Here is a 25,620-nt window from a genome sequence, read left to right as displayed (position 1 = left end):
TAAACTAACAAGAAACTTTCTTATAAAAAAGCCCGCGTTAGCGGATCGTGACGAGAGGGGAACCAGCCGGTGGCACAACGACCGGGTACGCCTCGGCTGCTACGGCAGATCAACGACCGCGCGGCACTGGAACTCCTCATCACCAGAGGCCCTCTGACCAGGGCCGAGTTGGGTGAGCTTACCGGGCTGTCGAAGGTGACCTCGGGACAGCTGCTCTCGCGCCTGGAGACGCGCGGGCTGGTCACGGCCGCCGGCGAGCGCCCCGGGGGCCGCGGACCGAACGCCGCGTTGTACGGCGTCAACCCCTCCAGCGCGTACGTCGCGGGCCTGGAGGTGCTGCCGGACAGCGTCACGGCCGCCGTCGCCGACATCACCGGAACGGTCATCGCCCAGGTCACGGTGGACCCGAGCGAGGCGGGAGATCCCGTACGGGTGGTCCACGAGGCCGTCCAGCGGGCCTGTGGGACGGCCGGGATCGAGCTCGCCCGGCTGCGCTGCTTCGTCATCGGCACCCGCGGCGTGGTCGACCCGGCCACCGGCGACGTGCGGTACTCCGTCGACCTGCCCTCCTGGCACGTCGGCATCCTCGCCGGGCTGCGTACGCTGCTGGGCGAGTGCGTGATCATCGAGAACGACGTGAACCTCGCGGCGCTGGCCGAGCAGGCGTACGGCGCGGCGCGCGGCGCCGACGACTTCGCGATCCTGTGGACCGGCGTCGGCCAGGGCCTCGGCGTCATGCTGGGCGGCAGGCTGCACCGCGGGATCACCGGCGGCGCGGGGGAGATCGGCTGGCTCCCGGTCCCCGGCGAGCCGCTCCCGAGCCAGGTCACCGCGCCCCAGACCGGGTCCTTCCAGCGCCTCGTCGGAGGAGAGGCGCTGTGGAACCTGGCCCGCGCGCACGGTGTGACCACCGGCGACCTGGGGGCGCGCGACGTGGCCGGGCTGGTCCGCGCGGCCGTCGCCGCGGGGAACGAGGGGTTCGTCGACAGCCTGGCCGGGCGGCTCGCAGTCGGCGTCGCGGCGGTCTCGGTGGTGCTCGACCCGGGGCTGGTCGTGCTCAGCGGAGACGTCGGCAGGGCCGGGGGACACCTGCTCGCCCGGCGGGTGGAGGAGGCGGTGGCCCGCGTGTGCCCGAGCCGCCCCACGGTGGCGGCGACCGGCGTGGATGGCAATCCCGTACTTATGGGGGCTATCGTCGCAGCACTGGACCGAGCGCGTGAAGAGGTCTTCTCGGACACCGTGTGACGGTAGGTTGATCCTCATGTCCGTTTCCTCTCGTGATCGCTCCGCGCTGCCCGACCCCGCCGCCGGTCTGGTCCTGATCTCGGATCTCCGGGTGACCTCGATCGGCGTGGAGGAGTGCGGCGAGAAGCTGAGCGACGTCCGGGGACGGCTGCGGGTCGACGAACGGCTCGCCGATCCGGCCGGGGCCTACGCCCACCTGCGGGAGGGCCTGCTGGCCCGCCTGGAGGAGGCCCAGGACCGCCTGCCGGCGGGGTGCAACCTCGTGGTCGTCGAGGGCTACCGCCCGCCCGCGCTGCAGCGGCGCTACTTCGAGGAGTACAAGGCCGAACTGCGCGCCGCCTTCCCGGACATGCCGGCCGGCGACCTGCACGTCGCCGCGAGCCGGTATGTCTCCCCGATAGAGGTCGCCCCGCACACGGCGGGCGCGGCCGTCGACCTGACGCTCTGCGACGACTACGGGGTGGAACTCGACATGGGGACGGCCGTCAACGCCACCCCCGAGCAGAGCCGCGGCGCCTGCTACACGGCCGCCGAGGTGGGCGCCGGGGCACGGCGCAACCGCGACGTCCTGAGCGCGGCCCTGGAGGCCTGCGGCCTGGTGAACTACCCGACCGAGTGGTGGCACTGGTCGTACGGCGACCGCTACTGGGCCATGACCCGCCGCGCCCCCGCCGCCCTCTACGGCCCCGTGGAGTTGTAGGGCGATGCGTCGTGAGTGAGGCCACCCACCAGGGCCGGATGACCTTCGGCCACGGCACGGCGATGTACGTGGGAGCCGTCCTCGGCACCGGGGTCATCGCGCTGCCCGCCCTGGCGGCGGAGGCGGCGGGACCGGCCTCGCTGCTCGCCTGGCTGGCGCTCGTCCTGCTGTCGGCACCGCTGGCCGGGACCTTCGCCGCGCTCGGCGCGCGCTATCCCGACGCGGGCGGGGTGTCCACCTACGCCCGGCTGGCCTTCGGCGAACACGCGGCGGCGGTGGTCGGCTGGTGGTTCTACCTGGCGGTGCCCCTGGGCGCCGTCCCCGCCGCGCTGTTCGGCGCGGCGTACGTCTCCGCCGCGGCCGGGGGCGGGGCGGTGACCACCACCGTGACCGCGGCGGTGCTGATGGCCGTGGTCACCGCGGCCAACGCCGTCGGACTCCAGGTCAGCAGCAGGTTGCAGCTCGTCCTGGCGGGGCTGCTCGTCCTGCTGCTGGTGGTGTCGGTAGGGCTGTCGCTGCCGCACGCCGACCTGGACAATCTCCGGCCGTTCGCCCCGCACGGCTGGACGGCCGTCGGCTCCGCGGGCGCGCTGCTCGTCTGGAGCTTCGCGGGCTGGGAGGCGATCACCCATCTCGCCGGCGAGTTCCGCCGCCCGCGACGCGACCTGCCGAGGGCGACCGGGGCGGCGGTCGTCATCGTCGGGGTGCTGTACCTGCTGGTGGCCTTCGCCACAGTCACCGTCCTCGGTCCCGGCGCGGCCCGGACCGAAGCGCCGCTGGGCGAACTCATGGCACTCGGCCTGGGCGGCAACGCCCGCTGGCTGGCCGCCGGGGCCGCGGTGCTGCTGACGCTCGGCGCCATGAACGCCTACTACGCCGGGGCGGCCAAACTGGGCGCCGCCCTCGGCCGGGACGGAGCGCTGCCCCGGGCGCTCGCCGGAGGCAGCATGGCGGGCGAGGTGCCCCGCCGCAGCCTGGCCGTCCACTCGGCGTTGTCGTTCGTCGCGCTGGCCGTCGTGGTCGCCACGGGGGTGGGCGCCCAGCCTGTCGTGCTGCTCACCACCGGCTCCTTCGTGGCGGTGTACGCGCTCGGCGTGGCCGCCGCGCTCAAGCTGCTGCCGAGACGCGGCATGGGCCGGGCCGCGGCGATGACGGCGATGGTCGCGGTGGCCGCGCTGCTTCTCATGTCCGGCCCCTACCTTCTGTGGCCGCTGGCGGTCGCCGGCGCCGCTCTGCTGTACCTGCGGCTCAACCGGAGGCGCCGGGCGACTCGGGTGGGGGAGGACCGGCCGGCGAGCGTGGCGGAGCCGGGCTAGGACGGCGGTCAGCCGCGGATGCGCAGACCACGCGGGGTGGGGTGGAACCCGGCGGCCTCCAGGGCCTCCGCCAGGGGTGAGCCGGTGATCGAGGCGCCGTCGGCCCGTTCGACGGTGAGCTTGCCCAGCGCGCCCCGCCGCACGGAGACGGCCAGGGCCTGCACGGCCGGGCGCAGGTCCTCCTCAGACCCGTAGGAGAGCAGGGTCTTGCCGCCACGCTCGACGTAGAGGACGAGGGAGCCCTCCACCAGCACCACCAGCGCGCCCGCCTTGCGGCCCGGCTTGTGGGTCACGTCGTCCGCGCGCTCGGGCCAGGGCAGCGCGGCGCCGTACGGGTTGGCCGGGTCGGCCGCGGCCAGCACGACCACCGGCCGGGGCGGCGGCGGGGCCGGGACCGACCACAGGTCCTCCTCCGGCGAAAGCCCCGGCGAGGGGGACGACGGGGAGGACGACGGAGAGGACATGGCCCGCATCCGGTCCACCGCGCCAGGAAGGGCGAACTGGGCACCGCCCAGCCCTTCGACGAAGTAGCCGCGGCGGCACCGCCCGCTCTCCTCGAAGGCGCGCAGCACCTGGTAGACGGCGGAGAACCCGCCGGGCAGGCGTTCGGCCGTGACGCCGCCCCTGGTCAGCACCCCGTGCCGTTCGAGCAGCACCTCCGCCTGGGCGTGCGCCCGCTGGGTGCCGTCGCCCGCGGGCGCGGGGAGCGGCCACCATCGGCCGCTCACGGTCGGCGGGCCGCTCCTGGTGGGCAGGACGGCCCGGCGGCGCCTGGTCGCGGCCGGACGGTGGGCGGGCCTTCCGGTGCCCAGCGCCGAGCGGAGCGGAGCCAGCGTGTCCCCGGTGACGCGGCCCGCCCAGACGAGGTCCCACAGCGCGGCGGACAGGGTCAGGTCGTCCGGCGGCCCGTTCGCGGTGAGGCCCTCGCCGGGCGCCGGGGTGTCCGCGGCCGACCGGCCGAGGATGCGGGCCCGGCGGGACGCCGCGGCGTCCGGACCGGTGCCGGCCGCGCCGCCCGCGCCGCATGCGGCCGCCCCTATCCGGTTGGACAGCTCGCGGAAGAACAGCGCCCCGCCGCCGCCGAGGATCTCCAGGATCCCCTCGTGCAGGGGGGTCATGGTGATCTCCGCCGGTGCGGGCAGCAGCAGCGGTGCGGTGTCGGCGAAGTAGAGCGAGACCCAGCCGTCCCCGCCGGGCAGCGAGCCCTGGCCCGCCCAGACGACCTCGCCGGACGAGGTCAGCTCGTCGAGCAGGGCCGGGGAGTAGCCGGGCACCCGAGCGGGCAGCACCAGCGACTCCAGGGCCGAGGCGGGGACCGCCGCTCCCTGCAGCCGTTCGATCGCGCTGATCAGCGTGTCCATCGCCCGCGCGGACCCCTGGACCTCCGGCCGCCCCTGCCGTGGTGGGCCGGGAGGTCCGCCGGGGCCCGGGTGGCCGGTGCCGCCGTCGTACCCGACGGGACGGCCGCCGCTCGTCGCGATGCTCTGCGGTGCGATCCCGTGCCAGGCGGGCAGGAAGGCGGCCAGAACCTCGGGCGGAACCGGCTCCACCTCCTTGCGGAGCCGGGCGAGCGACCGGCGCCGCAGGAGCCGCAGCACGTCGGCGTCGCACCACTCCTCGCCCCGGCCGCCGGGCCGGAACTCGCCCGAGACGATCCTTCCGGACCCGGCGAGGCGGCGCAGCGCCTCGTCCGCCACCGCGACGCCGACCCCGAAGCGGGCGGCGGCGGTCCCGGACGAGAACGGGCCGCGGGTGCGGGCGTGCCGGGCCACCAGGTCGCCCAGCGGGTCGGCGGCGGGCCTGCCGGAGCCGTGCGCACCGCCGGTCGGCGGCGGCTCCAGGAACTGGTGCGGCACGCCCACGGGCAGCGGCACGCCCAGGGCGTCACGCAGCCGCCAGGCGTCCTCGACGGCGGCCCACTGTTCGTGACCCGCCACGCGCACCCGGATGGCCCTGCGCGCCCGCTCCAGGTCCGCCAGCCACGCCGGGTCGCCCTCGCGGATCGAGACGTCCTGGGCGAGCAGCGGGCCGTGCGAACGCAGCAGGTCCGCGAGGTCCTCGGCGTCCCGCAACGGCCTGTCGAGCCGGGCCAGTTCCCGCTCGGTCTCCGCGAGGACGTCGGGGTCGAGCAACTCCCTAAGGTCGGCCTGCCCCAGCAGCTCGGCCAGGAGCGCGGTGTCGAGGGCCAGCGCCTGGGCCCGCCGCTCCGCCAGCGGCGCGTCGCCCTCGTACATGAAGGCGCCGATGTAGTTGAACAGCAGCGACGCGGCGAACGGGGACGCCTGGGAGGTCTCCACCTCGACCACCCGCACCCGGCGGGCGGCGACGTCACGCAGGAGCCCCACCAGGCCGGGAACGTCGAAGACGTCCTGCAGGCACTCGCGCATCGTCTCCAGGACCACCGGGAAACCGGCGTACTTGCTCGCCACGCCCAGCAGGTGGGCGGCCCGCTGGCGCTGCTGCCACAGGGGGGTGCGCCTGCCCGGAGAGCGCCGGGGGAGCAGGAGGGCGCGCCCGGCGCACTCCCGGAAGCGGGAGGCGAACAGCGCGGAGCCGCCCAGCTCCTCCACCACGATCTGCTCGATCTCGTCGGCGTCGAAGACCGCCACGTCGGTCGGCCCGTCCTCGAAGGTGTCCGGGACGCGCAGCACGATGCCGTCGTCGGAGTGGACGGCCTGGACGTCCGCGCCGTACCGCTCCCGCAGGCGGCGCCCGATCGCGAGCGCCCACGGCGCGTGCACCCGCGCGCCGTAGGGGGAGTGGAGCACCACCCGCCAGTCGCCCAGCTCGTCGCGGAACCGCTCCACCACCAGCGTGCGGTCGTCGGGCACGTATCCCGTCGCCTCCCGCTGTTCCGTCAGGTAGGAGAGGAGGTTCCTGGCGGCGTACTCGTCGAGGCCGGCCGCGCGGACGCGTTCGAGCGCGGCCCGGGCGTCGCCCTTGCCGCCCGCCCCGGCCGCCGACAGCTCCCGGAGGAACGCGCCGATGGCCCGGCCCAGCTCCGCGGGGCGGCCCGGCGCGTCGCCGTGCCAGAACGGCAGCTTGCCCGGCCGGCCGGGAGCGGGGGAGACCAGCACGCGGTCGGCCGTGATGTCCTCGATCCGCCAGGAGGTCGCGCCCAGCACGAACACGTCGCCGACGCGGGACTCGTAGACCATCTCCTCGTCCAGCTCGCCCACCCGCGAGGCCTTTTCGCCGACCAGGAACACGCCGAACAGCCCCCGGTCGGGAATCGTGCCCCCGTTGGTCACCGCCAGGCGCTGCGCCCCCGGACGGCCGTGGAGGGTCCCGGTCACCCGGTCCCACACGACGCGCGGCCGCAGCTCGGCGAACTCCTCGCTCGGATAACGCCCGGCCAGCATGTCGAGCGTCGCCTCCAGCGCGGTGCGCGGCAGCGTGGCGTACGGCGCGGCCCGGCGCACCAGCGCCTCCAGCGAGTCGACGGTCCACTCGTCGAGCGCGGTCATCGCGACGATCTGCTGCGCCAGCACGTCGAGGGGGTTGCGCGGGTAACGGAGCTCCTCGATCCGCCCGGCGCGCATGCGCTCCGCCACCACCGCCGTCTGGACCAGATCGCCCCGGTACTTGGGGAAGATCACACCCCTGGACACCGCGCCGACCTGGTGCCCGGCGCGGCCGATGCGCTGCAGCCCGCTGGCAACGCTGGGCGGCGCCTCCACGCAGGCCACCAGATCGACCGAGCCCATGTCGATGCCGAGCTCCAGGCTGGAGGTGGCGACCACCGCGGGCAGCCGGCCCGACTTCAGCGCCTCCTCGATCTGGGCGCGCTCCTCCTTGGAGACGGAGCCGTGGTGGGCCCGCACCACCTCGGGGATCGCGCCGCCCGACACGCCCGCCTGCGCCATGAACTCCGACGGCATGACCCCCGGACCCGGCAGTCCGGGTCCCGGCAGCCCGGGTCCGGTGAGCCCAGGCCCCGGCAGCGCAGGTCCCGGCAGCGCAGGTCCCGTGACGCCCGGTCCCGCAGGTCCGATTCCCGTGAGTCCCGGTCCCGAAGGTCCGGTTTCCCCGGCCGGAGGAGCGGCCTGCCCGTGGTCTGGTCCGTCGCGGTGGCCGGACCACTGCGCGTGCAACCGCTCGAAGGCCTCCGACCAGTGGGCCGGATCCGCCCCGTCCGTGCCCCCGTCTGTGCCCTGACCTGTGTCTCCACCTGTGCCTCCGCCGGGGGCGGAGGAGGCCTGCCGTTCCCAGGCGAGCTCGTTGAGCCGGGTGCACAGCCGCTCGGACAACCGTCGTGAGTTGGCGAAGACGATCGTGGACCGATGGGCCTGGATCAGGTCGAGCAGGTGCTCCTCGACATGCGGCCAGATGCTCCGCCGGTGCTCCGCCGGCTCGCCCTCGGCTCCGGGAGGGGGCGGCGCGAGCTCGGTCATGTCCTCGACCGGCACCACGACGTCGACCTCGATGACCTTCTCGGCGGGCGGCTGCACGACGGTGGCCGGACGCGTCCCGCCGAGGAAGGCCGCCACCTCCTCGACCGGGCGCACGGTCGCCGACAGGCCGATGCGCTGGGCCGGTGCGGGCAGCAGGGCGTCGAGCCGCTCCAGCGTGAGCGCGAGGTGGGCCCCGCGCTTGGTCGACGCGACGGCGTGGACCTCGTCCACGATCACGGTCTGCACACCGCGCAGCGCCTCGCGCGCCTGCGAGGTGAGGAGCAGGAACAGCGATTCGGGCGTCGTGATCAGGACGTCCGACGGCCGGGCCGCGAAACGGCGCCGCTCCTCGGCCGCGGTGTCCCCGGAGCGGATCGCCACCGATATGTCGGGGGCCGGCAGCCCCATCCGCAGCGCCGTCTGCCGGATGCCGGTGAGAGGGGCGCGCAGGTTCCGCTCCACGTCGACCGCCAGGGCCTTCAGCGGTGAGACGTACACGACACGACAGGGACGCGCCGGTTCCCCGGTCTTCGCCCGGCCACCCGCGCCCCCGGAGCGCCGGCCGGGCGATCCGCCGTGCCGGTCCCGCGGGCCCGCCGTCTCGCCCCGGCCGGTCGCGTGCTCGACGGCCAGCCGGTCGATCGCCCACAGGAAGGCCGCGAGAGTCTTGCCCGACCCCGTGGGGGCGACCACGAGTGTGTTCTCACCACGGGCGATCGACGACCATGCGCCCTCCTGCGCCGAGGTCGGCGTCGCGAACGCCCCGGTGAACCACTCCCTGGTCACCGGGCTGAAGCCGTCGAGCGCACCCACCCGCCCATCATGCATCGCCCCACCGACAGAAAACGCCACGCCGCCTGGTCGCGGTGGCCGCCCGCCAGCGGCACGGGTGGAACGGGACGTGCCCCGATCAGGTGACCGGGGGCATGACGAGCGCAAAACAGGACAATCTTCTTGAGTATGGAAATCGACTATGCGGCCGTCGAGGTGGCGCGCACCCGCATCCGGGAGCGCTACCTCGGCGAGCGCCGTGCCGCAAGCAGCGCGAGGGGCCTGCACCACTTCGCGTTGATCTCATCCGACGTCGAGCGGACCATCCGCTTCTATCACGAACTCCTCGAGTTCCCGCTGACCGAGATCTTCGAGAACCGCGACTACCGCGGGTCGAACCACTTCTTCTTCGACATCGGCAACGGGAACCTGCTGGCCTTCTTCGACCTCCCCGGACTCGACCTGGAGCCGTACAAGGAGGTTCTCGGCGGCCTCCACCACATCGCGATCTCCGTGGAGCGGGCGACGTGGGAGCGCCTGCGCGGCAAGCTCGACGCGGCCGGCGTGCCGTACCAGGAGGAGAGCGGCAGTTCGATCTACTTCCGGGACCCGGACGGCGCTCGCCTGGAGCTCCTCGCCGACCCCCTCGGCGAGATGTACGGCGCCCGCGTGATGTGACGGGACGGGCGCGGCGTCACGGTCGCCGAGGGCGGTGAGGCCATTCCGCCTGGGGGGCCATACTGAACGCATGCGCCTCACCGACTTCTGGAACAGGATGCGCCGCCACTTCGGCGAGGCGTACGCGGAGTCGTGGGCCAAGGACTACGTCCTCGCCGGTCTCGGCGGGCGCACCGTCGAGCAGGCCCTCGCCGAAGGTGTGGCGGCGAAGCAGGTCTGGCAGGCCGTCTGCCAGGCGGTCGACGTCGACCCCAAGCTGCGCTGACGCACTGCCGCGCGGCATCGGCGTCGCACCGCTGAACTGGCCGCGGGCCCGCCCGCCCGACGGCCGGCCGCCGCCTCCTCCTCCTCCTCCTCCTCCTCGCGATCACGCCACTCTCCCGGGCGGGTTCCGTCCCCGGCGGTCCCCGCCTCTGTTTCAGTCGCCTATGGCAAGTACTTGAACGCTGGTTGAGCGGTTGCTATCGTGTTGATCGGATGAATGGGGAGGAAGCACATGGGCGGAGATCACTTCACTCCCGACGAGGCTCTCCGGGAGATCGGGCGGGTGGACCGGCAGGTCAGGCGGTCCGCTCGCGGCCCCGGGCGGGCGTACCTGCTCGTGGGGCTGGCCACGATGGTCTACTGGCCGGTGATGTTCCTCGGCGGCGGCGTGTGGCCGTTGATCGGCGGGCTCGGGTGGATCGCGCTGACGGTGGCACTCTGCGTGTACTGGGCCAGGCTGCGGGTCCACGACCGGCTGCTGAAGCGGGTCAGGAAGCCCGTCGAGGCGGCGTACGTGGTGACGATGCCGCTGCCGTTCGTCTACGGCGTCTGGCTGATGCCGCCCACCCTCACGGTGGGATCGACAGTGGTGCTGCTCGCGCTGTCGGTGCTCGCGGGGCTGCCCCTGGTGTACGGCGGGCTCCTCCTGATGAGGGACTCGCCTGCGGGGGCCCCGCTGACGAGGGACCGATGACCGCGCACCCGCGTCACGAGCTCGACGAGATCATCCACGCCCCGGTGCGGCTGTCGATCGTGGCGGCGCTGGCCGCCGCCGAGAAGGCCGATTTCCGCTTCCTCCGCGACACGATCGAGGTCAGCGACTCACTGCTCAGCAAGCACGTCCTCACACTCGAAGAGGCCGGCTACGTCCGCGTGGAGAAGACCTTCGTCGGCAAGCGGGGGCGCACCTGGCTCTCGCTGACCGAGCGGGGACGGGCGGCGTTCGAGAACTACATGGACGTGCTCCGGCGAATCATGGAGGCAACCCCCCGTGCTTGAGATCGACGGACTGCGCAAACGCTACGGAGACAAGACCGCTCTCGACGGGGTCGGCTTCACCGTACGGCCCGGCGAGATGTTCGGCTTCGTCGGCGCCAACGGCGCGGGCAAGACGACGACGATGCGCATCGTGATGGGCGTGCTCGGCGCCGACTCCGGGGAGGTGCGGCTCGACGGGCGTCTGCTGGGTTACGACGATCGGCGCGGGTTCGGCTACATGCCGGAGGAACGCGGCCTCTACCAGAAGATGAAGGTCGCCGAGCAGATCGAGTACTTCGGCCGGCTCCACGGCCTCGCCCCGGCCGCCGCCCGCATCGCCACGGACGCCCTGCTCGAACGGCTCGGCCTGGTCGAGCGGCGCGACGACGCGGTCGAGGCGCTGTCGCTGGGCAACCAGCAGCGCGTGCAACTCGCGGTCGCGCTCGTCCACGAGCCGACGGTGCTGATCCTCGACGAGCCCTTCTCCGGCCTCGACCCGCTGGCGGTCGACGCGCTGGCGGAGGTGCTCAAGGACCGCGCCGCCGAGGGCGTGCCGGTCATCTTCTCCAGCCATCAGCTGGACCTGGTCGAACGGCTCTGCGACTCGGTCGGCATCATCTCCGCGGGCCGGATGGTCGCGTACGGCCCGGTCGCCGAGCTCCGGGAGCGGGAGGGCCGCGGGGTGCTGCGCGTCGTGGTCCGGGACGCCGCGCCCGGGTGGGCCGACGGCCTGCCCGGCAGGATCGCCCGCGAGGGCGACCGCGACGTCCTGCTCTGCGAGGAGGGAGACGACCAGGCCGTCCTCCGTACGGCGATGGGCGCGGGGACGGTCGAGCACTTCGGGCGGCGGCAGCCGACCCTCACCGAGATCTTCAGGGAGGCGGTGGCATGAACGGGCTGTTGCTGGTGGCCCAGCGGGAGGTCCGCACGCGGATCCGGACGAAGTCCTTCCTGATCAGCTTGGCGATCAGTGCGATCCTGGTGGCCGCGCTGGCGTTCCTGCCGAAGGTGCTCGGCGGCGACGGCATCTTCGACGTCGGTGTGGTGGGCCCGGCCCCCGCGCCCGTCACCCAGCTCTCCTACTCGCGGTATCCGGACGAGGCGGCCGCGCGGAAGGCGGTGATCGGCGGAGACGTCGACGCGGCCCTGATCGGCGGTGACAGGGTCATCGCGAACGGCGAGCTCGACCAGCGGCTGGGGCTGATCCTCGAAAGCGTCCACCGGGACGAGCAGATCAGGGCGGCCGGGGTCACGGTCACGCCGCTGCGGGTGGAGTCGGTCGGCGCCGACGCGCGGTACCAGGGTGTGCGCACCGGCATCGCCACGCTGCTCGTGATGGTGCTGTTCTTCCTGTTCATCTACTCCTCGATGTACGTCGCGATGGGCGTGGTGGAGGAGAAGGGCAGCCGGATCGTGGAGATCCTGCTGACCTCGGTGCGCCCGTGGCAGCTGCTGGGCGGCAAGATCGTCGGGCTGGGCGTCCTGGGGCTGGTCAACCTCGCCGTGGTCGTCGCCGCCGGGCTGGCCGCGTCGGCCGCGACCGGCTTCGCGGCCGACCTGCCGCCGGGAATGGGCGGGATCGTCGTCAGCGCGCTGGTCTGGTTCGTGCTGGGCTACGCGTTCTTCGCCGTGCTCGCCGCCACCTTCGGCTCGCTGGTGTCGAGGCAGGAGGAGCTGAACACGGTGCTGACGCCGATGACCACGCTCATGATGCTGACCTACGTGACGGCCTACTTCGCCGCCGTCCAGCCGACCGGCGCGGTCGCGCGCGTCCTGTCGCTCGTGCCGCCGTTCTCCTCCATGGTCATGCCCGTGCGGACGGCGGCCACCGGCGTCCCCCTGGGAGAGATTCTCATCGCCGTGGCGCTCATGATCGTGGCGGTCGTGGGCGTGCTGCTGTTCGCCTCCCGGGTGTACCAGCGCGCGGTGCTCCGTACGGGCGCCCGGGTCAGGCTGGGCGAAGTCCTGCGCTGACCGCGTACGGGACCGGGCTCGGCGGTTTCCGGCGGGATCCCGGCGAGGTCCCGGCGGGTCAGAGCGGCCGGGTGAGCGTCGAGTGGATCGTCTCGGCCGCGCGGCCGGGATCGTCGGCGCTCTCCTGTCCGCCCGGTGCCCACAGGAACGTCCAGCCCTCCCCGGAGGGGATCGCGAAGACGATCGTCTGCCTGCCGGTCTCCGGGTGCCAGACGGAGAGGACGGGGGTGTCCCCGCCGATCAGCCGGGCGGCGAGGCCGTAGCCGGGGAGCCGGGCGGCGAGTGCCTCCAGGTAGGCCAGGCGCTGCCTGCCAAAGTCGCCGGTGCCCGTCACGAGGCCCCCTTCGCGGGAGATCCAGCTTTGTTACAAGGATCGTCGCAGGTCAACGGGACGACAACCATGAACGGGTAACGCCCGGGAATGTAACGCCGCCGGGAACTCCGGCCGGTTTCGCGACACCGGCGGCGGTTCCTCATGTGATCGAACAGTCGTTCGGCTATATTGGTCTGGTCGCCCACGGGGTGCGCGCCGCGCGCGGCGCCCGGACGCGGCGGACCGCCGTACCCGCCCTCCGGGCGGTGTGCGGGAAGCTCAGGAAATTGTCGGTCGCACCCCGTAGCTTTTCGGTGACCGAGCAGACGACCACCCTCCAGGGGGCACCCAATGGCAATCAACGACCGCGAGAAGGCCCTTGAGACCGCCCTCGCGCAAATCGAGCGGCAGTTCGGCAAGGGCAGCGTCATGCGTCTCGGAGACGACGCGCGTGCCCCGATCGAGGTCATCCCCACCGGCGCCATCGCTCTCGACGTGGCTCTCGGCATCGGCGGCTTCCCCCGGGGCCGGATCGTGGAGGTGTACGGTCCGGAGTCCTCCGGTAAGACGACGGTCGCCCTGCACGCCGTGGCCAACGCCCAGAAGGGCGGCGGCATCGCCGCCTTCATCGACGCCGAGCACGCCCTCGACCCCGAGTACGCGAAGAAGCTGGGGGTCGACGTCGACGCGCTGCTCGTCTCCCAGCCGGACACCGGTGAGCAGGCCCTCGAGATCGCCGACATGCTGATCCGCTCAGGCGCCGTCGACATCATCGTGATCGACTCCGTGGCGGCCCTCGTGCCCAAGGCGGAGATCGAGGGCGAGATGGGCGACAGCCACGTCGGTCTCCAGGCCCGCCTCATGTCGCAGGCGCTGCGCAAGATCGCCGGCGCCCTGAACCAGACCCGGACGACCGCCATCTTCATCAACCAGCTCCGCGAGAAGATCGGCGTGATGTTCGGAAGCCCCGAGACCACCACGGGTGGCAAGGCGCTGAAGTTCTACGCGTCGGTGCGGCTGGACGTGCGCCGGATCGAGACGCTCAAGGACGGCACCGAGCCGGTCGGCAACCGGACCCGGGTGAAGGTCGTCAAGAACAAGATGGCCCCGCCGTTCCGCCAGGCCGACTTCGACATCCTCTACGGCATGGGCATCTCCCGCGAGGGTGGTCTGATCGACATGGGCGTCGAGCACGGGTTCGTGCGTAAGGCGGGCGCCTGGTACACGTACGAGGGCGACCAGCTCGGGCAGGGCAAGGAGAACGCCCGCAACTTCCTGAAGAACAACCCCGACATCGCCAACGAGATCGAGAAGAAGATCAAGGAGAAGCTGGGGGTCGGGCCCCGGCTCGACACGCCGAACGAGACTCCCGCCGCTCCGGCCGCCGCCGCGCCCGCGGCCACGTCGGGCCGAGCGACCGCGTCCGCGTCCGCGTCGGGCCGGGGCAGCAAGGCGGCCGCCGCGCCCAAGCCGGGTGACGTCTGAGCGCAGGCATGAGGCGCGACGAGCCCTCCGGCCCGGACGACGAGTTCGGGCCGGGGGACTGGAACTCGGGACCCTGGGGGCCGGTCGAGGAGCCGGCCGGTCCGGCCGACGACGCGTCCGCGACGATCGCCGCTCTGCGGGCGCAGATCCGCAGGCGTGAACGGCGAGCCCCGGACGGCTCCGGCAGGACTGACAGCTCCGGCGACGCTGACGGCGCCGCCGGCTCTGGTGGGTTCGACCTCTGGGACCAGGACGGCACGGAGCGGGACGGCGCGGGCCGGGCCGCCGGGTCCGGGCGTCGCCGTCAGGGGCGCGGCAGGAGGCGGGAGAACCGGCGAGCGCCGGAAGGCTGGGAAGCACGGGCAGATCAGGGAGCCTGGGAAGCGCCTGACCCGGAAGCGCCGGATCGGCAAATGCCCGGGGACCGGGAAGCGCTGGGAGGGCGAGAAGCGCGCGGAGGCCAGGGAACTCGCCGAGGCCGGAGGGCGCGGGGCGAGCGGCGTGAGCGGTCCGGCGGGTGGCTGCCGGACGGGCCGCGGGAGGGCAGCGCGGCGAGTGAGGGGCCGCCGGCCGACCCCGAGGCGGTGGCCAGGGCCATCTGCCTGCGGCTGCTGACGATGGCGCCCAGGACCCGGGCCCAGCTCGCGGACGCCCTGCGCAAGCGGGACGTGCCCGAGGAGGCGGCGAACGCCGTGCTGGAGCGGTTCTCCGAGGTCGGGCTCATCGACGACGAGGCGTTCGCCGCCGCGTGGGTGACCTCCCGGCACGCCGGACGCGGCCTGGCCCGGCGCGCGCTGGCGCAGGAACTGCGGCGGCGCGGCGTCGCCGAGGAGACGGTCGAGGACGCCCTGGAGCGGCTCGATCCCGACGAGGAGACCGAGACCGCGCGCAGGCTGGTGGAACGCAAACTGGCCGGTACGCGCGGGGTGGAGCCGCAGGCGCGCATGCGGCGGCTGGTCGGCATGCTGGCCCGCAAGGGCTACTCACCCGGCCTGGCGTTCCGCATCGTCCGGGAGGCGATCGAGGCCGAGGGCATACCCTCCGATGGGCTTCCCGACAGCTTCGAGTGAGCTATAGCACCATGCAAAAGTCGCTTGACAGGGCATCTTTGCTTGCTCGTTACCTCTCTGACGCTTAATCTCGACCGCAGTGAGGAGTTACTCCGCGCAGCGCGGATTGCCATAACGGTGAACCACGACGGACGAGGACTTTGGCCGGCCTTCGGGCCATATCGGCCACCCTTCGGGGTGTCCGGGCGATGTGACGATATTTGTCCTGGTGACGCCACCGGGCCTTGCCGTGCTGCGCGCGTGTGACCCCTGCCATGAGGTTGTCGTGAGGCGATAGGGGTGAGCGCGCATGGACACGATCGTGATCGTTCTTGCGGTTGCGGTGGTGCTGCTGGCTCTCGTGATGATCGCCGCCCTTGTCATAGTCGTACGCCGCACCGCCGGAGTCGCCGCGCCGTCCGGTCCCTCACCCGAGCAGCTCGCCGAGGTCAAGGCCGAGGTCAACGAGGAGCTCGAACGGGCCCGGCGGGAGGCCGAGGAGATCCGTACGAAGGCGGAGCGGGACGCGGGGGAGATCCTCCAGAAGTCCGAGTCGCTCGCCGAGAGCGCGGCGCTCACGCGCAAGGAGGTCGAGGAGGAGGCGCGCCTCCTCAAGACCGAGCTCAAGGAGCTGCGCTCCGACCTGGAGCGGCGGGAGAACCGGCTGGCCGAGCGTGAGCAGCGGCTCGACGAGGAGGCGCGCAGGCAGGCCGAGCGGGCCCGCAAGCTGGCCGAGACCGAGACGGAGCTGGCCGACCGCCGCGAGGACCTGGAGCGGGTGGCCGAGCGGCGCAAGGAGATCCTGGAGCGGGTCGCGGGCCTGACGGCCGATCAGGCCAAGGCCGAGCTGGTCAAGGAGATCGAGAACCAGGCCAAGCGCGAGGCGGCCCTGATCGTCCGGGAGATCGAGAGTGAGGCCCGCAAGGAGGGCGAGAAGCGCGCCTGCAAGATCGTGACCCTCGCCGTGCAGCGGGTCGCCACCGAGCAGACGGCCGAGTCGGTCGTGAGCGTCCTCCACCTCCCCGGCGACGAGATGAAGGGCCGGATCATCGGCCGCGAGGGCCGCAACATCCGGGCCTTCGAGTCCACCACCGGCGTCAATCTGATCATCGACGACACGCCCGAAGCGGTGCTTCTGTCGTGCTTCGACCCGGTTCGCCGGGAAACGGCCAGGCTGACGTTGGAGAAGCTCGTGCTCGACGGGCGCATCCATCCCCAGCGCATCGAGGAGGCCCACGAGCGCAGCAAGGCCGAGGTGCGCGACCTGTGCGTACGCGCGGGAGAGGACGCCCTGGTCGAGCTGGGCATCACCGAGATGCACCCCGAGCTGGTCACCCTGCTCGGGCAGTTGCGCTACCGCACCTCCTACGGCCAGAACGTGCTCAAGCACCTGATCGAGTCGGCGCACATCGCCGGGATCATGGCCGCCGAGCTGCGGCTCGACCGCGACCTCGTCAAGCGGTGCGCTCTCCTGCACGACATCGGCAAGGCGCTCACGCACGAGGTCGAGGGCAGCCACGCGATGATCGGCGCGGAGATCGCCCGCCGGTACGGCGAGCACGAGGACGTCGTCCACGCCATCGAGGCGCACCACAACGAGGTGGAGGTCAGGACCGTCGAGGCCGTCCTCACCCAGGCCGCCGACGCGATCAGTGGCAGCCGCCCGGGCGCCCGGCGCGAGTCCCTTGAGGCGTACGTGAAGCGGCTGGAGCGCCTGGAGGAGATCGCCCAGTCGTACGACGGGGTGGACAAGGTGTTCGCCATGCAGGCGGGCCGGGAGATCCGCGTCATGGTCCGGCCCGACAACGTCGACGACATCCAGGCCCAGGTGATCGCCCGGGACGTCGCCAAGCAGGTCGAGGAGGAACTGACCTACCCCGGTCAGATCCGCATCACCGTGGTCCGCGAGTCCCGCGCCACCGAGTTCGCCCGATAACCCCGGCCGCTGCGGCGGGGAAGCACCGTCGGCGCGGCCTTTGGTGGGCACTAACCGGATATGGGGCGAATGTGCTATACCCCTACGTATCCTCCGGTTTCGCCGGTGTTCCCCCAGCCTCCCGAAGCAAGCGAGCGTACGGTCATGATCTCCTCCACCCCGTACCGGGGGCTCCTCGTGCTCGCGCTGGCGGCCACCTCGATCAGCGCCTGTACGGCGGAGACGGAGGCCCCCAGTGCCTCCCGGACTCCCGCGGTGAACATCGTGCAGCCGGGCGCGCCGGGCCAGGGCAGCAAGGTCCTGCCGGCCGGCGAGGTGCCGCGCTCCGAGGGCCAGGAGTACACCGACGCCGACGTGCGGTTCATGCAGGGGATGATCCGGCATCACTCCCAGGCCCTGCGCATGACCGCGCTCGTCGCCGGCCGTAGTGAGAGCAAGGACCTTCCCCGGTTCGCGAAGCGGATCGAGATCTCTCAGCAGGACGAGATCGACCAGATGGTGCGCTGGCTCAGGGCCCGGCTCCAGCAGGTGCCCAGCGTGGGCTCCGGCGCCGGGCACGACCACGGCGGCGGGGAGCCCATGCCGGGCATGCTCACCGACGCGCAGTTCGCCGAGCTGGAGCAGGCCAAGGGGGCGCGGTTCGACCGGCTCTTCTACGAGGACATGATCCAGCATCACATGGGCGCGCTGACGATGGTCGAGCGGCTCTTCGGCGACGGGGGAGGCGGCGAATCGGAGATCAACCAGTTCGTCACCCACGTCGACGGGGATCAGCGCATCGAGGTCGACCGCATGCGCACCCTCCTCGCGCAGCTGAAGGGATAGCCGGCGGCGTACGGCCGCCGATCGCACCGTCACCGGTCCAGGGACGGGGGCGTGGTGTAGCGGGTGGCGAGGACGCCGAGCTGGTCGATGACGGCCCGGTTCCAGCTGCCGTCCTCGAACATCCGGCGCAGCGCGTCGTTCACCTGGTCGCGTAGGGCGGCCGTGCTGGTGGCGATGCCGTACTTCTCGGTGGACAGCGGCCTGCCGCTGAACCGGAACCTGCCGGGATACCGCGCCGACAGCCCGGCGAGCACGGGCGCGTCGGCCACGATGGCGTCGGTGCCGCCACGGGCGAGCAGCGGCGCGCAGGCGGCGGGCAGGTTCGCCTCGGCGAGGAAGAACCGCCGCCAGCGGTCGCCGAACCTCGCCACGAGCGGCGCGGCGGACTCCCGGGTGGCGCAGACCCGCTTGCGGGCCAGGTCGCGGGGCCGTCTGATCGACAGATCGTCGGCCCGGACGAGGACGTCGGTGCTGGTGACGAGGTACGGTCCGGCGATCGGCCGGGAGCCCGCCGGGCCGGTGACACCGACGACGAGGTCCGCGTCTGCCGTGCCGGCCGTGTAGACGATCTGGTCGTCGCGGTAGCCCAGGGCCCGGGCCACGTAGTGCGCGACCTCGACGTCGAAGCCGCCGAAGTGCCCGTCGGGCATCCGGGTGACCAGCCCCGGCTGCCCCGGGCGCACGCCGATCACCAGCCTGCCGTCGCCCCCGCACCCCGCGAGGCATCCGGCCGCCAGGACGCCGATCACGGCGAGGCCACGCCACACGCGCTCAATATCGAGGTCGCGTACGCGCCGCCGCCAGCAGCGACACGGCAAAACTCCCTTGACCCGGGAGCGTGGGCTCAGCGGACGAAGGCGACCTCGCCGCCCGCCTGTTCGGCGGCGGCCGGATCGGCCGTGACCTTCCTGCTGCGCCGGCTGCGCCGTTCCAGCCAGGCGGCGAGATAGCCGAGCGCCAGGTTGATCGCGATGTAGACCGCCGCGATGACGATGACCGACGGGATCAGGTTGGCGTAGTTGGCCGGCACGACGCGGGCGCCCGCGTTGAGCAGGTCGGCGTACGCCACGACGAACCCGAGCGCGGTGTCCTTGAGCAGCACCACGAGCTGGCTCACGATGGCGGGCATCATCGCGGTGACCGCCTGCGGCAGCAGGATCAGCCGCATCACCTGGTTCTTGCGCAGGCCGATCGCGTAGCCCGCCTCGGCCTGGCCGCGCGGCACCGCCAGGATGCCCGCACGGACGATCTCGGCCAGGACCGACCCGTTGTAGACCGTGAGACCGAAGACCACGGCCGTGAACTCGGTCACGACCAGCCCGGCCAGGCTCCCGCCGTACTGCGCGAAGAAGATCAGCATGAGCACCGGGACCGCGCGGAAGGCCTCGACGACCACCGCGGCCGGGATCCGCACCCAGCGGTGGTCCGACAGGCGGGCGATGCCGAACACGGCCCCGAACAGCAGCGCGAGTACCGCGGCGAGCGCGGCGGCGACCAGCGTGTTCAGCAGTCCGGGCAGGATCAGCTCGGTCCAGGTGTCGGCCCGGAGGAACGGCTGCCACAGCTCGCCCTTCCACTGGCCCTTCTCGTCGAACTTCGTCCAGACGAAGTACGCGACCAGCAGCAGGACGACGCCGAACCCGAGGGTGAGCGCGTTGTTGCGCAGGCGGGCGCGCGGGCCCGGGACGTCGTAGAGGACGGTGGCGCCGCGCTCGGTCATCGGACCACCGCCAGGCGCCGCGCCAGCCGGCCGGACAGCAGGTTCAGGGGGAGGGTCAGCACGACGAACCCGGCGGCGAAGCCGAGGAAGATGGGAATGATCGCGTCTCCGTGGGCGTCGAACAGGTTCTTCATCCGCAGCGCGGCCTCCATGACGCCGATCGCCGCGGCGACCGTCGTGTTCTTGACCAGCGCGTTCAGCAGGCTCCCGAGGGGCGCGATGACCGTGCGCACCGCCTGGGGGAGGATCACCAGGCGGAGCGTCTGCAGGAACGTCAGGCCGATCGCGCGGGCCGCCTCCGCCTGGCCGAGGGGCACGGTGTTGATCCCGGCCCGTACGACCTCGCAGACGAAGGCGGAGGTGTACGCCGACAACCCGATGATCGACAGCCAGAAGCTGTTGAGCGACAGGTCGTCGGAGAACTGGACGTCCATCACCGTGCCCAGGCCGAGGCCGCAGAACACGATGATCAGTGTGAGGGGCGTGTTGCGCAGCACGTTGACGTACAGCGCGCCCGCCCCTCGCAGCACCGGCAGCGGGCTCACCCGCATGGCGGCCAGCGCGATCCCCCAGACCAGCGAGATCAGCCCGCTGACCACCGTGAGCTTCACCGTCAGCCAGAACGCGCCGAGGATGACGGGAAGCTCGTCGACCACGGCCTCCACCGCCGGCCTCCTTCCAGTGCCGCTGTCGGTGTCCTAGTACCGGTCGACGGACGGCGGCGTCGTGAAGTACTTGCCGAACTCGCCGAGGTTCGTGTCGATGGCCTTGCGCCAGCTTCCGTCCTTGAAGAACTTCTCGATGGCGTTGTTGATCGCGTCGCGGCCGGCCTTGTCGTCCAGCTTGAGGCCGATGCCGTACCTCTCCTCGCTGAACGGCTGGCCGATCAGCTTGAACTTGCCGGGGAACTGGGCAGCGAACCCGGCCAGGATCGTGGCGTCGGTGGAGATGGCGTCGACCTGCTTGTTCTCCAGCAGCGGCAGGCAGGCGCCGTAGCCCTGCTGCTGGGTGAGGTTCTTGGACTCCCAGTCGGGGCCGAACTTCTCCGCGAGCCGCTTCGGCGACGACGATCCCTGCGCGCCGCAGACCTTCTTGTCCTTGAGCGACTCGACCCCGGTGATCGAGGTGTCGTCGGCGCGGACGAGGATGTCCTGCCCGGTGACGAGGTACGGCCCGGCGAAGGAGATCTTCTTCTTCCGCTCGTCGGTGATCGAGTAGGTCGCGATGACCATGTCGACCTGGCCCTGCTGGATGAACGGCTCGCGGTTGGCCGACTGGGCCTCCTTGAACGTGATGCCGCTCTCCGGCACGCCGAGTTCCTTGGCGACGTACTTCGCCACGTCGACGTCGAACCCGGCGTAGCCGCCGTCGGGCTTCTTCAGTCCCCAGCCCGGCTGGTCGATCTTGACGCCGATCACGAGCTTCTTGTCGTCCTTCGCCTTGTCGACGATCGAGCTCGCCCCCGAACCGCCGCAGGCCGTCAGGCCGGTGGCCAGGGCGGCGAGCGCGAGCAAGCCGGCTGCGAATCGCATCCGCATCACCTTTCGCTTCTTGTGGAGCATGTCGTGAGCTGGGATCAGTGCGTGAGGATCTTGGAGAGGAAGTCGCGGGCGCGCTCGGTGCTCGGCTTGGTGAAGAACTCCGAGGGCGACCCCTCCTCGACGATCTGGCCGTCGGCCATGAACACGATGCGGTTGGCCGCCCGGCGGGCGAAGCCCATCTCGTGGGTGACGACCATCATCGTCATGCCGTCCCTGGCCAGGCCGACCATCACGTCGAGCACCTCCTGGACCATCTCCGGGTCGAGGGCCGAGGTGGGCTCGTCGAAAAGAATCATCTTGGGGTCCATGGCCAGCGCGCGGGCGATGGCCGTCCGCTGCTGCTGGCCGCCGGACAGCTGGGCGGGATACTTCGCCGCCTGCGAGGCGATGCCGACCCGTTCGAGCAGTTCCATGCCCCGCTGCTCGGCCTGCTGCCGGGGGATCTTCCGCACCCTGGTCGGGCCGAGCGTGACGTTCTCCAGGATCGTCTTGTGGGCGAAGAGGTTGAAGGACTGGAACACCATCCCGACCTCGGAGCGCAGCCGGGCCAGCGCCCTGCCCTCCGCGGGCAGTTCCCGCCCGTCGAACACGATGCTTCCGGAGTCGATGGTCTCCAGCCGGTTGAGCACCCGGCACAGCGTGGACTTGCCGCTGCCGGACGGGCCGATGACGACGACCACCTCGCCCCGGGCCACGCTCAGGTCGATGTCCTTGAGCACGTGCAGGGGACCGAAGTGCTTGTTGACTCCCTCCAGCCTGACAAGCGGATCGGAACCACTGATCTCCGTCATGGTCAACAACGTAGGGGCGTCAACGTCGCGCCGTCACTAACGGGCCGGTACCGAATAGATCACATCCCGGCTGCTCAGGACATCACTCCCGGTTTGTCCGGACGGTCCGCCCCATGCGGCCCGGGACACGGTCCCGGTTGGCTCCTGCCGATCCTCTTATCGCATAGGAGCGCAGATGCTGAAAAATCCGGATCTGTTCAGGAAGACCGTCGCGGCGGCGGCCATGCTGGTGTGGCCCGTCCTGCTCGGCCTGGCCTTCGTGACCTCGCCGCCGGGCACCGAGCACGACCCCGCCGTGTTCCGCGCGAGCCCCGTACAGGTGCAGACCAGCGCGCTGCTGTTCCAGTGGGCGACCGTCTGCCTGGTCCCGGTGGTCCTCGGGCTCGCCCATCTGCTGCGCCACCGCGCGCCGCGCACCGGCAACATCGGCGCGGCGGTCGGCCTGACCGGCGCGGTCACCGCCGCCTGCCTGTTCATGACCGACTTCTACGACCTGGCGCTGGCGCTCAGCCTTCCGGACGCCCCGGCCGCCCGGGTGACCGAGGTGGCGGGCGCGCTCGGCGGCTTCGTGTACGGCGTCCTCCTGCCGGGCTTCCTCACCCACGTGGGCCTGCTGGTGCTCCTGACGGGCCTGGCGGCGGTGCGGCGCGCGCCGTGGTGGGTCCCGGTGGCGGCGCTCGTGGGGATCTGCGGGCCGTTCCTCACGCTCGGGCAGCCGCCGGCCGTCCAGGCCATCGGGTCCCTGTTCCACCTCGCCGCCTTCGGCACGGTCGCCCTGAAGGTCCTGCGCATGCCCGTCGAGGACTGGCGGGCCGCCTGAGCGCCCGCCCCCGAGGAGCCCTGCGGGGAAGCCGTCAGAGGCCCGACTCCCTGGCCCGCATGATCGCCTCGGCCCGGTCGGCCACGCGCAGCTTCGCGAAGACGCTGGACACGTGGTTGCGGACGGTCTTCTGGCTCAGCCCGAGCCGGGCCGCGATCTGGACGTTCGTCAGGTGGCCGGCGACCAGGCCCAGGATCTCCCGCTCACGCGGGGTGAGCTCGGGGAAGCTGGGCTCGGGCGTCCTGCCGAGGCCGGAGAAGTAGCCCATGAGCCGTCCGGCGAGGGCGGGGCCGAAGATCGCCTCGCCCTCGGCCACGGCCCGGATCGCCCGTACGAGCTCGGCCCGCCGCGCGCCCTTGAGCACGTACCCGCGCGCACCCGCGCGCACCGCCGCGAAGACCGCGTCGTCGTCGTCCGCCATGCTGAGCACGAGGACCCGCACGTGCGGGTGGTCCCTGGTGATCCGCTCGGTCGCGGCCACCCCGCCCATGCCGGGCATGGCGAGGTCCATCAGCACGACGTCGGGCTGCACGCGGGGAAGGAGGGCGAGGGCCTGCTCGCCGCTGGCCGCCTCGTCGGCGACCTCCGTCTCCTCCACCGGCCGCAGGAGCGCGCGGAGCCCCGCCCGGAAGGCCGCGTGGTCGTCAACCAGCAGCACGCGGATCGGCTCCATCGCCCGCCTCCCGTCCCGACTCCCGGACCGTGTCCGGCATCGTGTCCCGCGCCGTGTCCGACGCGATGTCCCGGGTCGTGTTCCCGGCTGTGTCCCGCGCCGTGCCGGGGACGGTGTCACGGGTGACGTTCTGGACCGGGAGGCGGGCCAGCACCCGCGTCCCGCCCCCGGGCCGCGGGCCGATGTCGCAGGTGCCGCCCAACTCGGCCGCCCGCTCGCGCATCGACGCCGTGCCGACCCCGGACCGGGCGGACGCCGGGTCGCCGGCGTCCACCGCGTGCGGCTCACCGCCCTCGTCGGCCACCTCCACTTCGAGCACGCCCGGGTGGTCCCCGCCCGCCATGCCGAGCCGTACGCGCACCCGCCCGGCCCCGGCGTGGCGGCGCGCGTTCGCCAGCGCCTCGGCCGCGATCCGGTACGCCGCCACCTCCACGGCGGCGGGCAGCGCCGGGAGGGTCCCGTCGATCTCGACGCCGACCTCGGCGCCGGGCAGCCGGGCCGCGTGCGACCTGATCGCCCCGGCCAGGCCCAGCGTGTCGAGGGCCGGCGGCCGCAGTCCCTCCACCAGCGTCCGTACGTCGGCCATCGCCGTGCGGGCGTCCGTCATGATCTCTTCGAGCATCGCCAGGGCGTCCGGATCGTCCACCATGTCCTGCACGGCCTCCGCCCGCATGGTCAGCGCGGCCAGGGTCGGCCCGAGGCCGTCGTGCAGGTCGCGCCGCAGCCGTCGCCGTTCCTCCTCACGCGCCGCCACGAGCCGTTCGCGTGAGCGCTGCAGGTCGGCCGACAGCCGCACGGCGTGCACGGCGATCCCGGTCTGCCGGGCGAGGTCGGCGAGGACCCGGCGGTCCCTCCCGCCGAGCCCGCTCTCGCCCGGGCGCGGAGAGAGGACCAGGTCGCCCACCGGCTCGCCCCGGTGCGCGAGCGGCAGCCGTACGGTGCCGGGGGAGGGCACGCCGTAGGCGTGGGTCGGACCGCCGGCGACCTCGACCGCGACGTGCGGCAGGCGCAGCGCCTCCGCCACCGACCGGGCCGCCGCGGCGAGCACCGCACCCGGCTCCGCAGCCTCCTCCAGACGCCTGCCCAGCAGGGCCAGTGCCGCGTACGGATCGTCCCGCCTGCCGTACATCACGAGGTTGACGGCGCGTTGCAGCCGCTCGCGCAGCGGTGCGAAGACGACGGCGACCACCCCGGCGGCGGCCACCGAGACCGGCAGCCCGCCGGCCGCGCGGAACACCGCGCCGAGATAGGTGACCACGAGCACGTAGCCGCCGAAGACACACGCCGACAGCAGCACGTAGACGAGCGTGCGGTTGATCACGAGGTCGATGTCGAACAGGCCGTGCCGCAGCACCGCGACCGCCGCGGCGGCCGGCAGCAGGCAGGCCGCGAACGTCCCCATGACCTCCCAGAACGCGCTGGTGACGGGCCAGATGGAGCGCGGGTCGCCGTCGGTGAGCCCCGCGGCCAGCCGGCCCGCGACGATCAGCCCGGCGAGCCCGGCGGCGTACGCGAGCCACTTGAGCTGGGCCCGTTCGCCGGCGTCGCCGCGCCGGGCCCGCCGGACGAGATCGCCCGCGCCCGCGAGGAACAGCGCGCCCATGAGCGCGGTCGTCAGCGGCTCGACGAACGGGGCGACGGCGGCGAGCGCGGGCACCGCGAGGGGGTTGGGCAGCGGCGTGCCCCAGCCGATCTGGTGGCTCGGGCCGGGCAGGAGGGCGCTGACCGCGGTCATCACGGCGGCGACCGCGGCGAGCACCCACAGGGCCGCCCGCCACCCGGGCGACGACGGCCGTCCCGACGGGAAGAACGCCGGCACGGCGGCGACCGACAGGTTGGCGGGGACCCACAGCCACGTCTGCGGCCAGGCCATCGGGCCCGCGAGCGGCAGCCCGGCCAGCGCGTAGTGCCCGGTCGCGTCCAGCAGCGCGAAGCACAGCCCGCAGGCCGCCATGAGCCATCCGACGGCGTTGCCCGGACGGGCGGCGGCTATCAGGCCGCCGACCACCGCGCAGACGGCGACGGAGAGGAGGTGGTTCTGGGGGAACAGCCCGGCGCCGTTCCGGTGGCCCAGCACCAGGGCCGCGGCGACCAGGAGCAGGCTCAGCGCGCAGACCGCCCACGCCGTACGCCGCACCGCCCGCCTC

The 25,620-nt window shown here is 72.7% G+C and carries 23 protein-coding genes; 14 read left to right on the top strand and 9 right to left on the bottom strand.

The window, feature by feature from the left end; all coding sequences use genetic code 11:
* Positions 1-69: 69 nt before the first annotated feature.
* The 3 genes from HHX40_RS03480 to HHX40_RS03470 are packed head-to-tail and all read left to right on the top strand — an operon-like array spanning position 70 to position 3,261.
* On the top strand, positions 70-1,245 hold the full coding sequence (locus HHX40_RS03480; RefSeq protein ID WP_182879362.1) for an ROK family transcriptional regulator: 1,176 nt from the start codon (positions 70-72) through the stop codon (positions 1,243-1,245).
* A gap of 16 nt (positions 1,246-1,261) precedes the next feature.
* Complete coding sequence (locus tag HHX40_RS03475) at positions 1,262-1,945, top strand: M15 family metallopeptidase (RefSeq protein WP_111699764.1); 684 nt, start codon at positions 1,262-1,264, stop codon at positions 1,943-1,945.
* Positions 1,946-1,956: 11 nt separating this feature from the next.
* Positions 1,957-3,261 (top strand): APC family permease, encoded by a 1,305-nt coding sequence (locus HHX40_RS03470; protein WP_220498560.1) that lies wholly within the window; start codon positions 1,957-1,959, stop codon positions 3,259-3,261.
* An 8-nt stretch (positions 3,262-3,269) separates the two neighbouring features.
* On the opposite strand, the gene HHX40_RS03465 is transcribed toward HHX40_RS03470, so the two are convergent.
* On the bottom strand, positions 3,270-8,483 hold the full coding sequence (locus HHX40_RS03465; protein ID WP_182879361.1) for a DEAD/DEAH box helicase: 5,214 nt from the start codon (positions 8,481-8,483) through the stop codon (positions 3,270-3,272).
* 132 nt (positions 8,484-8,615) lie between these two features.
* Here HHX40_RS03465 and HHX40_RS03460 point away from each other — a divergent pair, with 132 nt between their 5' ends.
* The 6 genes from HHX40_RS03460 to HHX40_RS03435 all read left to right on the top strand — a co-directional run bounded on the left by HHX40_RS03460 (position 8,616) and on the right by HHX40_RS03435 (position 12,320).
* Positions 8,616-9,104, top strand: coding sequence for a VOC family protein (locus HHX40_RS03460; protein WP_138461413.1), 489 nt, complete (start codon positions 8,616-8,618; stop codon positions 9,102-9,104).
* Positions 9,105-9,174: 70 nt separating this feature from the next.
* On the top strand, positions 9,175-9,369 hold the full coding sequence (locus HHX40_RS03455) for a DUF3046 domain-containing protein (protein WP_117409364.1): 195 nt from the start codon (positions 9,175-9,177) through the stop codon (positions 9,367-9,369).
* A 231-nt stretch (positions 9,370-9,600) separates the two neighbouring features.
* The gene (locus HHX40_RS03450) at positions 9,601-10,062 is read left to right on the top strand and encodes a hypothetical protein (RefSeq protein ID WP_182879360.1); all 462 of its coding nucleotides are present in this window, start codon (positions 9,601-9,603) and stop codon (positions 10,060-10,062) included.
* Entirely contained in the window at positions 10,059-10,367 is a 309-nt protein-coding gene (locus tag HHX40_RS03445) for a winged helix-turn-helix domain-containing protein (protein ID WP_117409362.1), read from the top strand. Before HHX40_RS03450 ends, HHX40_RS03445 begins: the two co-directional genes overlap by 4 nt.
* Positions 10,360-11,238 carry an ABC transporter ATP-binding protein gene (locus HHX40_RS03440; protein WP_182879359.1) on the top strand — a complete coding sequence of 293 codons (879 nt, stop codon included), beginning with the start codon at positions 10,360-10,362 and terminating at the stop codon, positions 11,236-11,238. Before HHX40_RS03445 ends, HHX40_RS03440 begins: the two co-directional genes overlap by 8 nt.
* On the top strand, positions 11,235-12,320 hold the full coding sequence (locus HHX40_RS03435) for an ABC transporter permease (RefSeq protein ID WP_182879358.1): 1,086 nt from the start codon (positions 11,235-11,237) through the stop codon (positions 12,318-12,320). The genes HHX40_RS03440 and HHX40_RS03435 overlap by 4 nt, the downstream gene beginning before the upstream one ends.
* A 58-nt stretch (positions 12,321-12,378) precedes the next feature.
* Here the strand turns inward: HHX40_RS03435 and HHX40_RS03430 are convergent, their stop codons facing one another.
* On the bottom strand, positions 12,379-12,654 hold the full coding sequence (locus tag HHX40_RS03430) for a hypothetical protein (RefSeq protein ID WP_182879357.1): 276 nt from the start codon (positions 12,652-12,654) through the stop codon (positions 12,379-12,381).
* A 330-nt stretch (positions 12,655-12,984) separates the two neighbouring features.
* Between HHX40_RS03430 and recA the strand changes: the two genes are divergently transcribed.
* The 4 genes from recA (at position 12,985) to HHX40_RS03410 (ending at position 17,928) form a co-directional block, all read left to right on the top strand.
* The gene (gene recA / locus HHX40_RS03425; protein ID WP_182874788.1) at positions 12,985-14,118 is read left to right on the top strand and encodes a recombinase RecA; all 1,134 of its coding nucleotides are present in this window, start codon (positions 12,985-12,987) and stop codon (positions 14,116-14,118) included.
* Between the two features lie 8 nt (positions 14,119-14,126).
* Positions 14,127-15,188: a recombination regulator RecX gene (gene recX, locus HHX40_RS03420; RefSeq protein WP_182879356.1), complete on the top strand. Its 1,062-nt coding sequence runs from the start codon at positions 14,127-14,129 to the stop codon at positions 15,186-15,188.
* Positions 15,189-15,477: 289 nt separating this feature from the next.
* Positions 15,478-17,103, top strand: coding sequence for a ribonuclease Y (rny, locus tag HHX40_RS03415; RefSeq protein ID WP_182879355.1), 1,626 nt, complete (start codon positions 15,478-15,480; stop codon positions 17,101-17,103).
* 144 nt (positions 17,104-17,247) lie between these two features.
* Positions 17,248-17,928, top strand: coding sequence for a DUF305 domain-containing protein (locus HHX40_RS03410; protein WP_182879354.1), 681 nt, complete (start codon positions 17,248-17,250; stop codon positions 17,926-17,928).
* Between the two features lie 29 nt (positions 17,929-17,957).
* Here HHX40_RS03410 and HHX40_RS03405 read toward each other — a convergent pair whose 3' ends face one another.
* The 5 genes from HHX40_RS03405 to HHX40_RS03385 all read right to left on the bottom strand — a co-directional run bounded on the left by HHX40_RS03405 (position 17,958) and on the right by HHX40_RS03385 (position 21,980).
* Positions 17,958-18,695: a transporter substrate-binding domain-containing protein gene (locus HHX40_RS03405; protein ID WP_182879353.1), complete on the bottom strand. Its 738-nt coding sequence runs from the start codon at positions 18,693-18,695 to the stop codon at positions 17,958-17,960.
* 77 nt (positions 18,696-18,772) lie between these two features.
* On the bottom strand, positions 18,773-19,648 hold the full coding sequence (locus HHX40_RS03400; protein WP_182879352.1) for an amino acid ABC transporter permease: 876 nt from the start codon (positions 19,646-19,648) through the stop codon (positions 18,773-18,775).
* The gene (locus HHX40_RS03395; protein WP_117409352.1) at positions 19,645-20,313 is read right to left on the bottom strand and encodes an amino acid ABC transporter permease; all 669 of its coding nucleotides are present in this window, start codon (positions 20,311-20,313) and stop codon (positions 19,645-19,647) included. Before HHX40_RS03395 ends, HHX40_RS03400 begins: the two co-directional genes overlap by 4 nt.
* A 33-nt stretch (positions 20,314-20,346) precedes the next feature.
* A complete protein-coding gene (locus tag HHX40_RS03390; RefSeq protein WP_117409366.1) occupies positions 20,347-21,186 on the bottom strand; it encodes a glutamate ABC transporter substrate-binding protein in 840 nt (279 codons plus the stop codon).
* Positions 21,187-21,224: 38 nt separating this feature from the next.
* Positions 21,225-21,980 carry an amino acid ABC transporter ATP-binding protein gene (locus HHX40_RS03385; RefSeq protein ID WP_182879351.1) on the bottom strand — a complete coding sequence of 252 codons (756 nt, stop codon included), beginning with the start codon at positions 21,978-21,980 and terminating at the stop codon, positions 21,225-21,227.
* A 175-nt stretch (positions 21,981-22,155) separates the two neighbouring features.
* Between HHX40_RS03385 and HHX40_RS03380 the strand changes: the two genes are divergently transcribed.
* On the top strand, positions 22,156-22,800 hold the full coding sequence (locus HHX40_RS03380) for a hypothetical protein (protein WP_182879350.1): 645 nt from the start codon (positions 22,156-22,158) through the stop codon (positions 22,798-22,800).
* A 34-nt stretch (positions 22,801-22,834) separates the two neighbouring features.
* Here HHX40_RS03380 and HHX40_RS03375 read toward each other — a convergent pair whose 3' ends face one another.
* Together HHX40_RS03375 and HHX40_RS37530 are read right to left on the bottom strand one after the other, a co-directional pair.
* Entirely contained in the window at positions 22,835-23,473 is a 639-nt protein-coding gene (locus HHX40_RS03375; protein WP_117409349.1) for a response regulator transcription factor, read from the bottom strand.
* Positions 23,445-25,610, bottom strand: coding sequence for a sensor histidine kinase (locus tag HHX40_RS37530; RefSeq protein WP_182879349.1), 2,166 nt, complete (start codon positions 25,608-25,610; stop codon positions 23,445-23,447). Before HHX40_RS37530 ends, HHX40_RS03375 begins: the two co-directional genes overlap by 29 nt.
* Between the last annotated feature and the right edge of the window lie 10 nt (positions 25,611-25,620).

It is taken from the genome of Microbispora sp. H10949, assembly GCF_014161435.1.
Taxonomy (GTDB): domain Bacteria; phylum Actinomycetota; class Actinomycetes; order Streptosporangiales; family Streptosporangiaceae; genus Microbispora; species Microbispora triticiradicis.
Note: the sequence above shows the minus strand (reverse complement) of the source record. Positions and strands in the feature narration are given on the sequence as shown.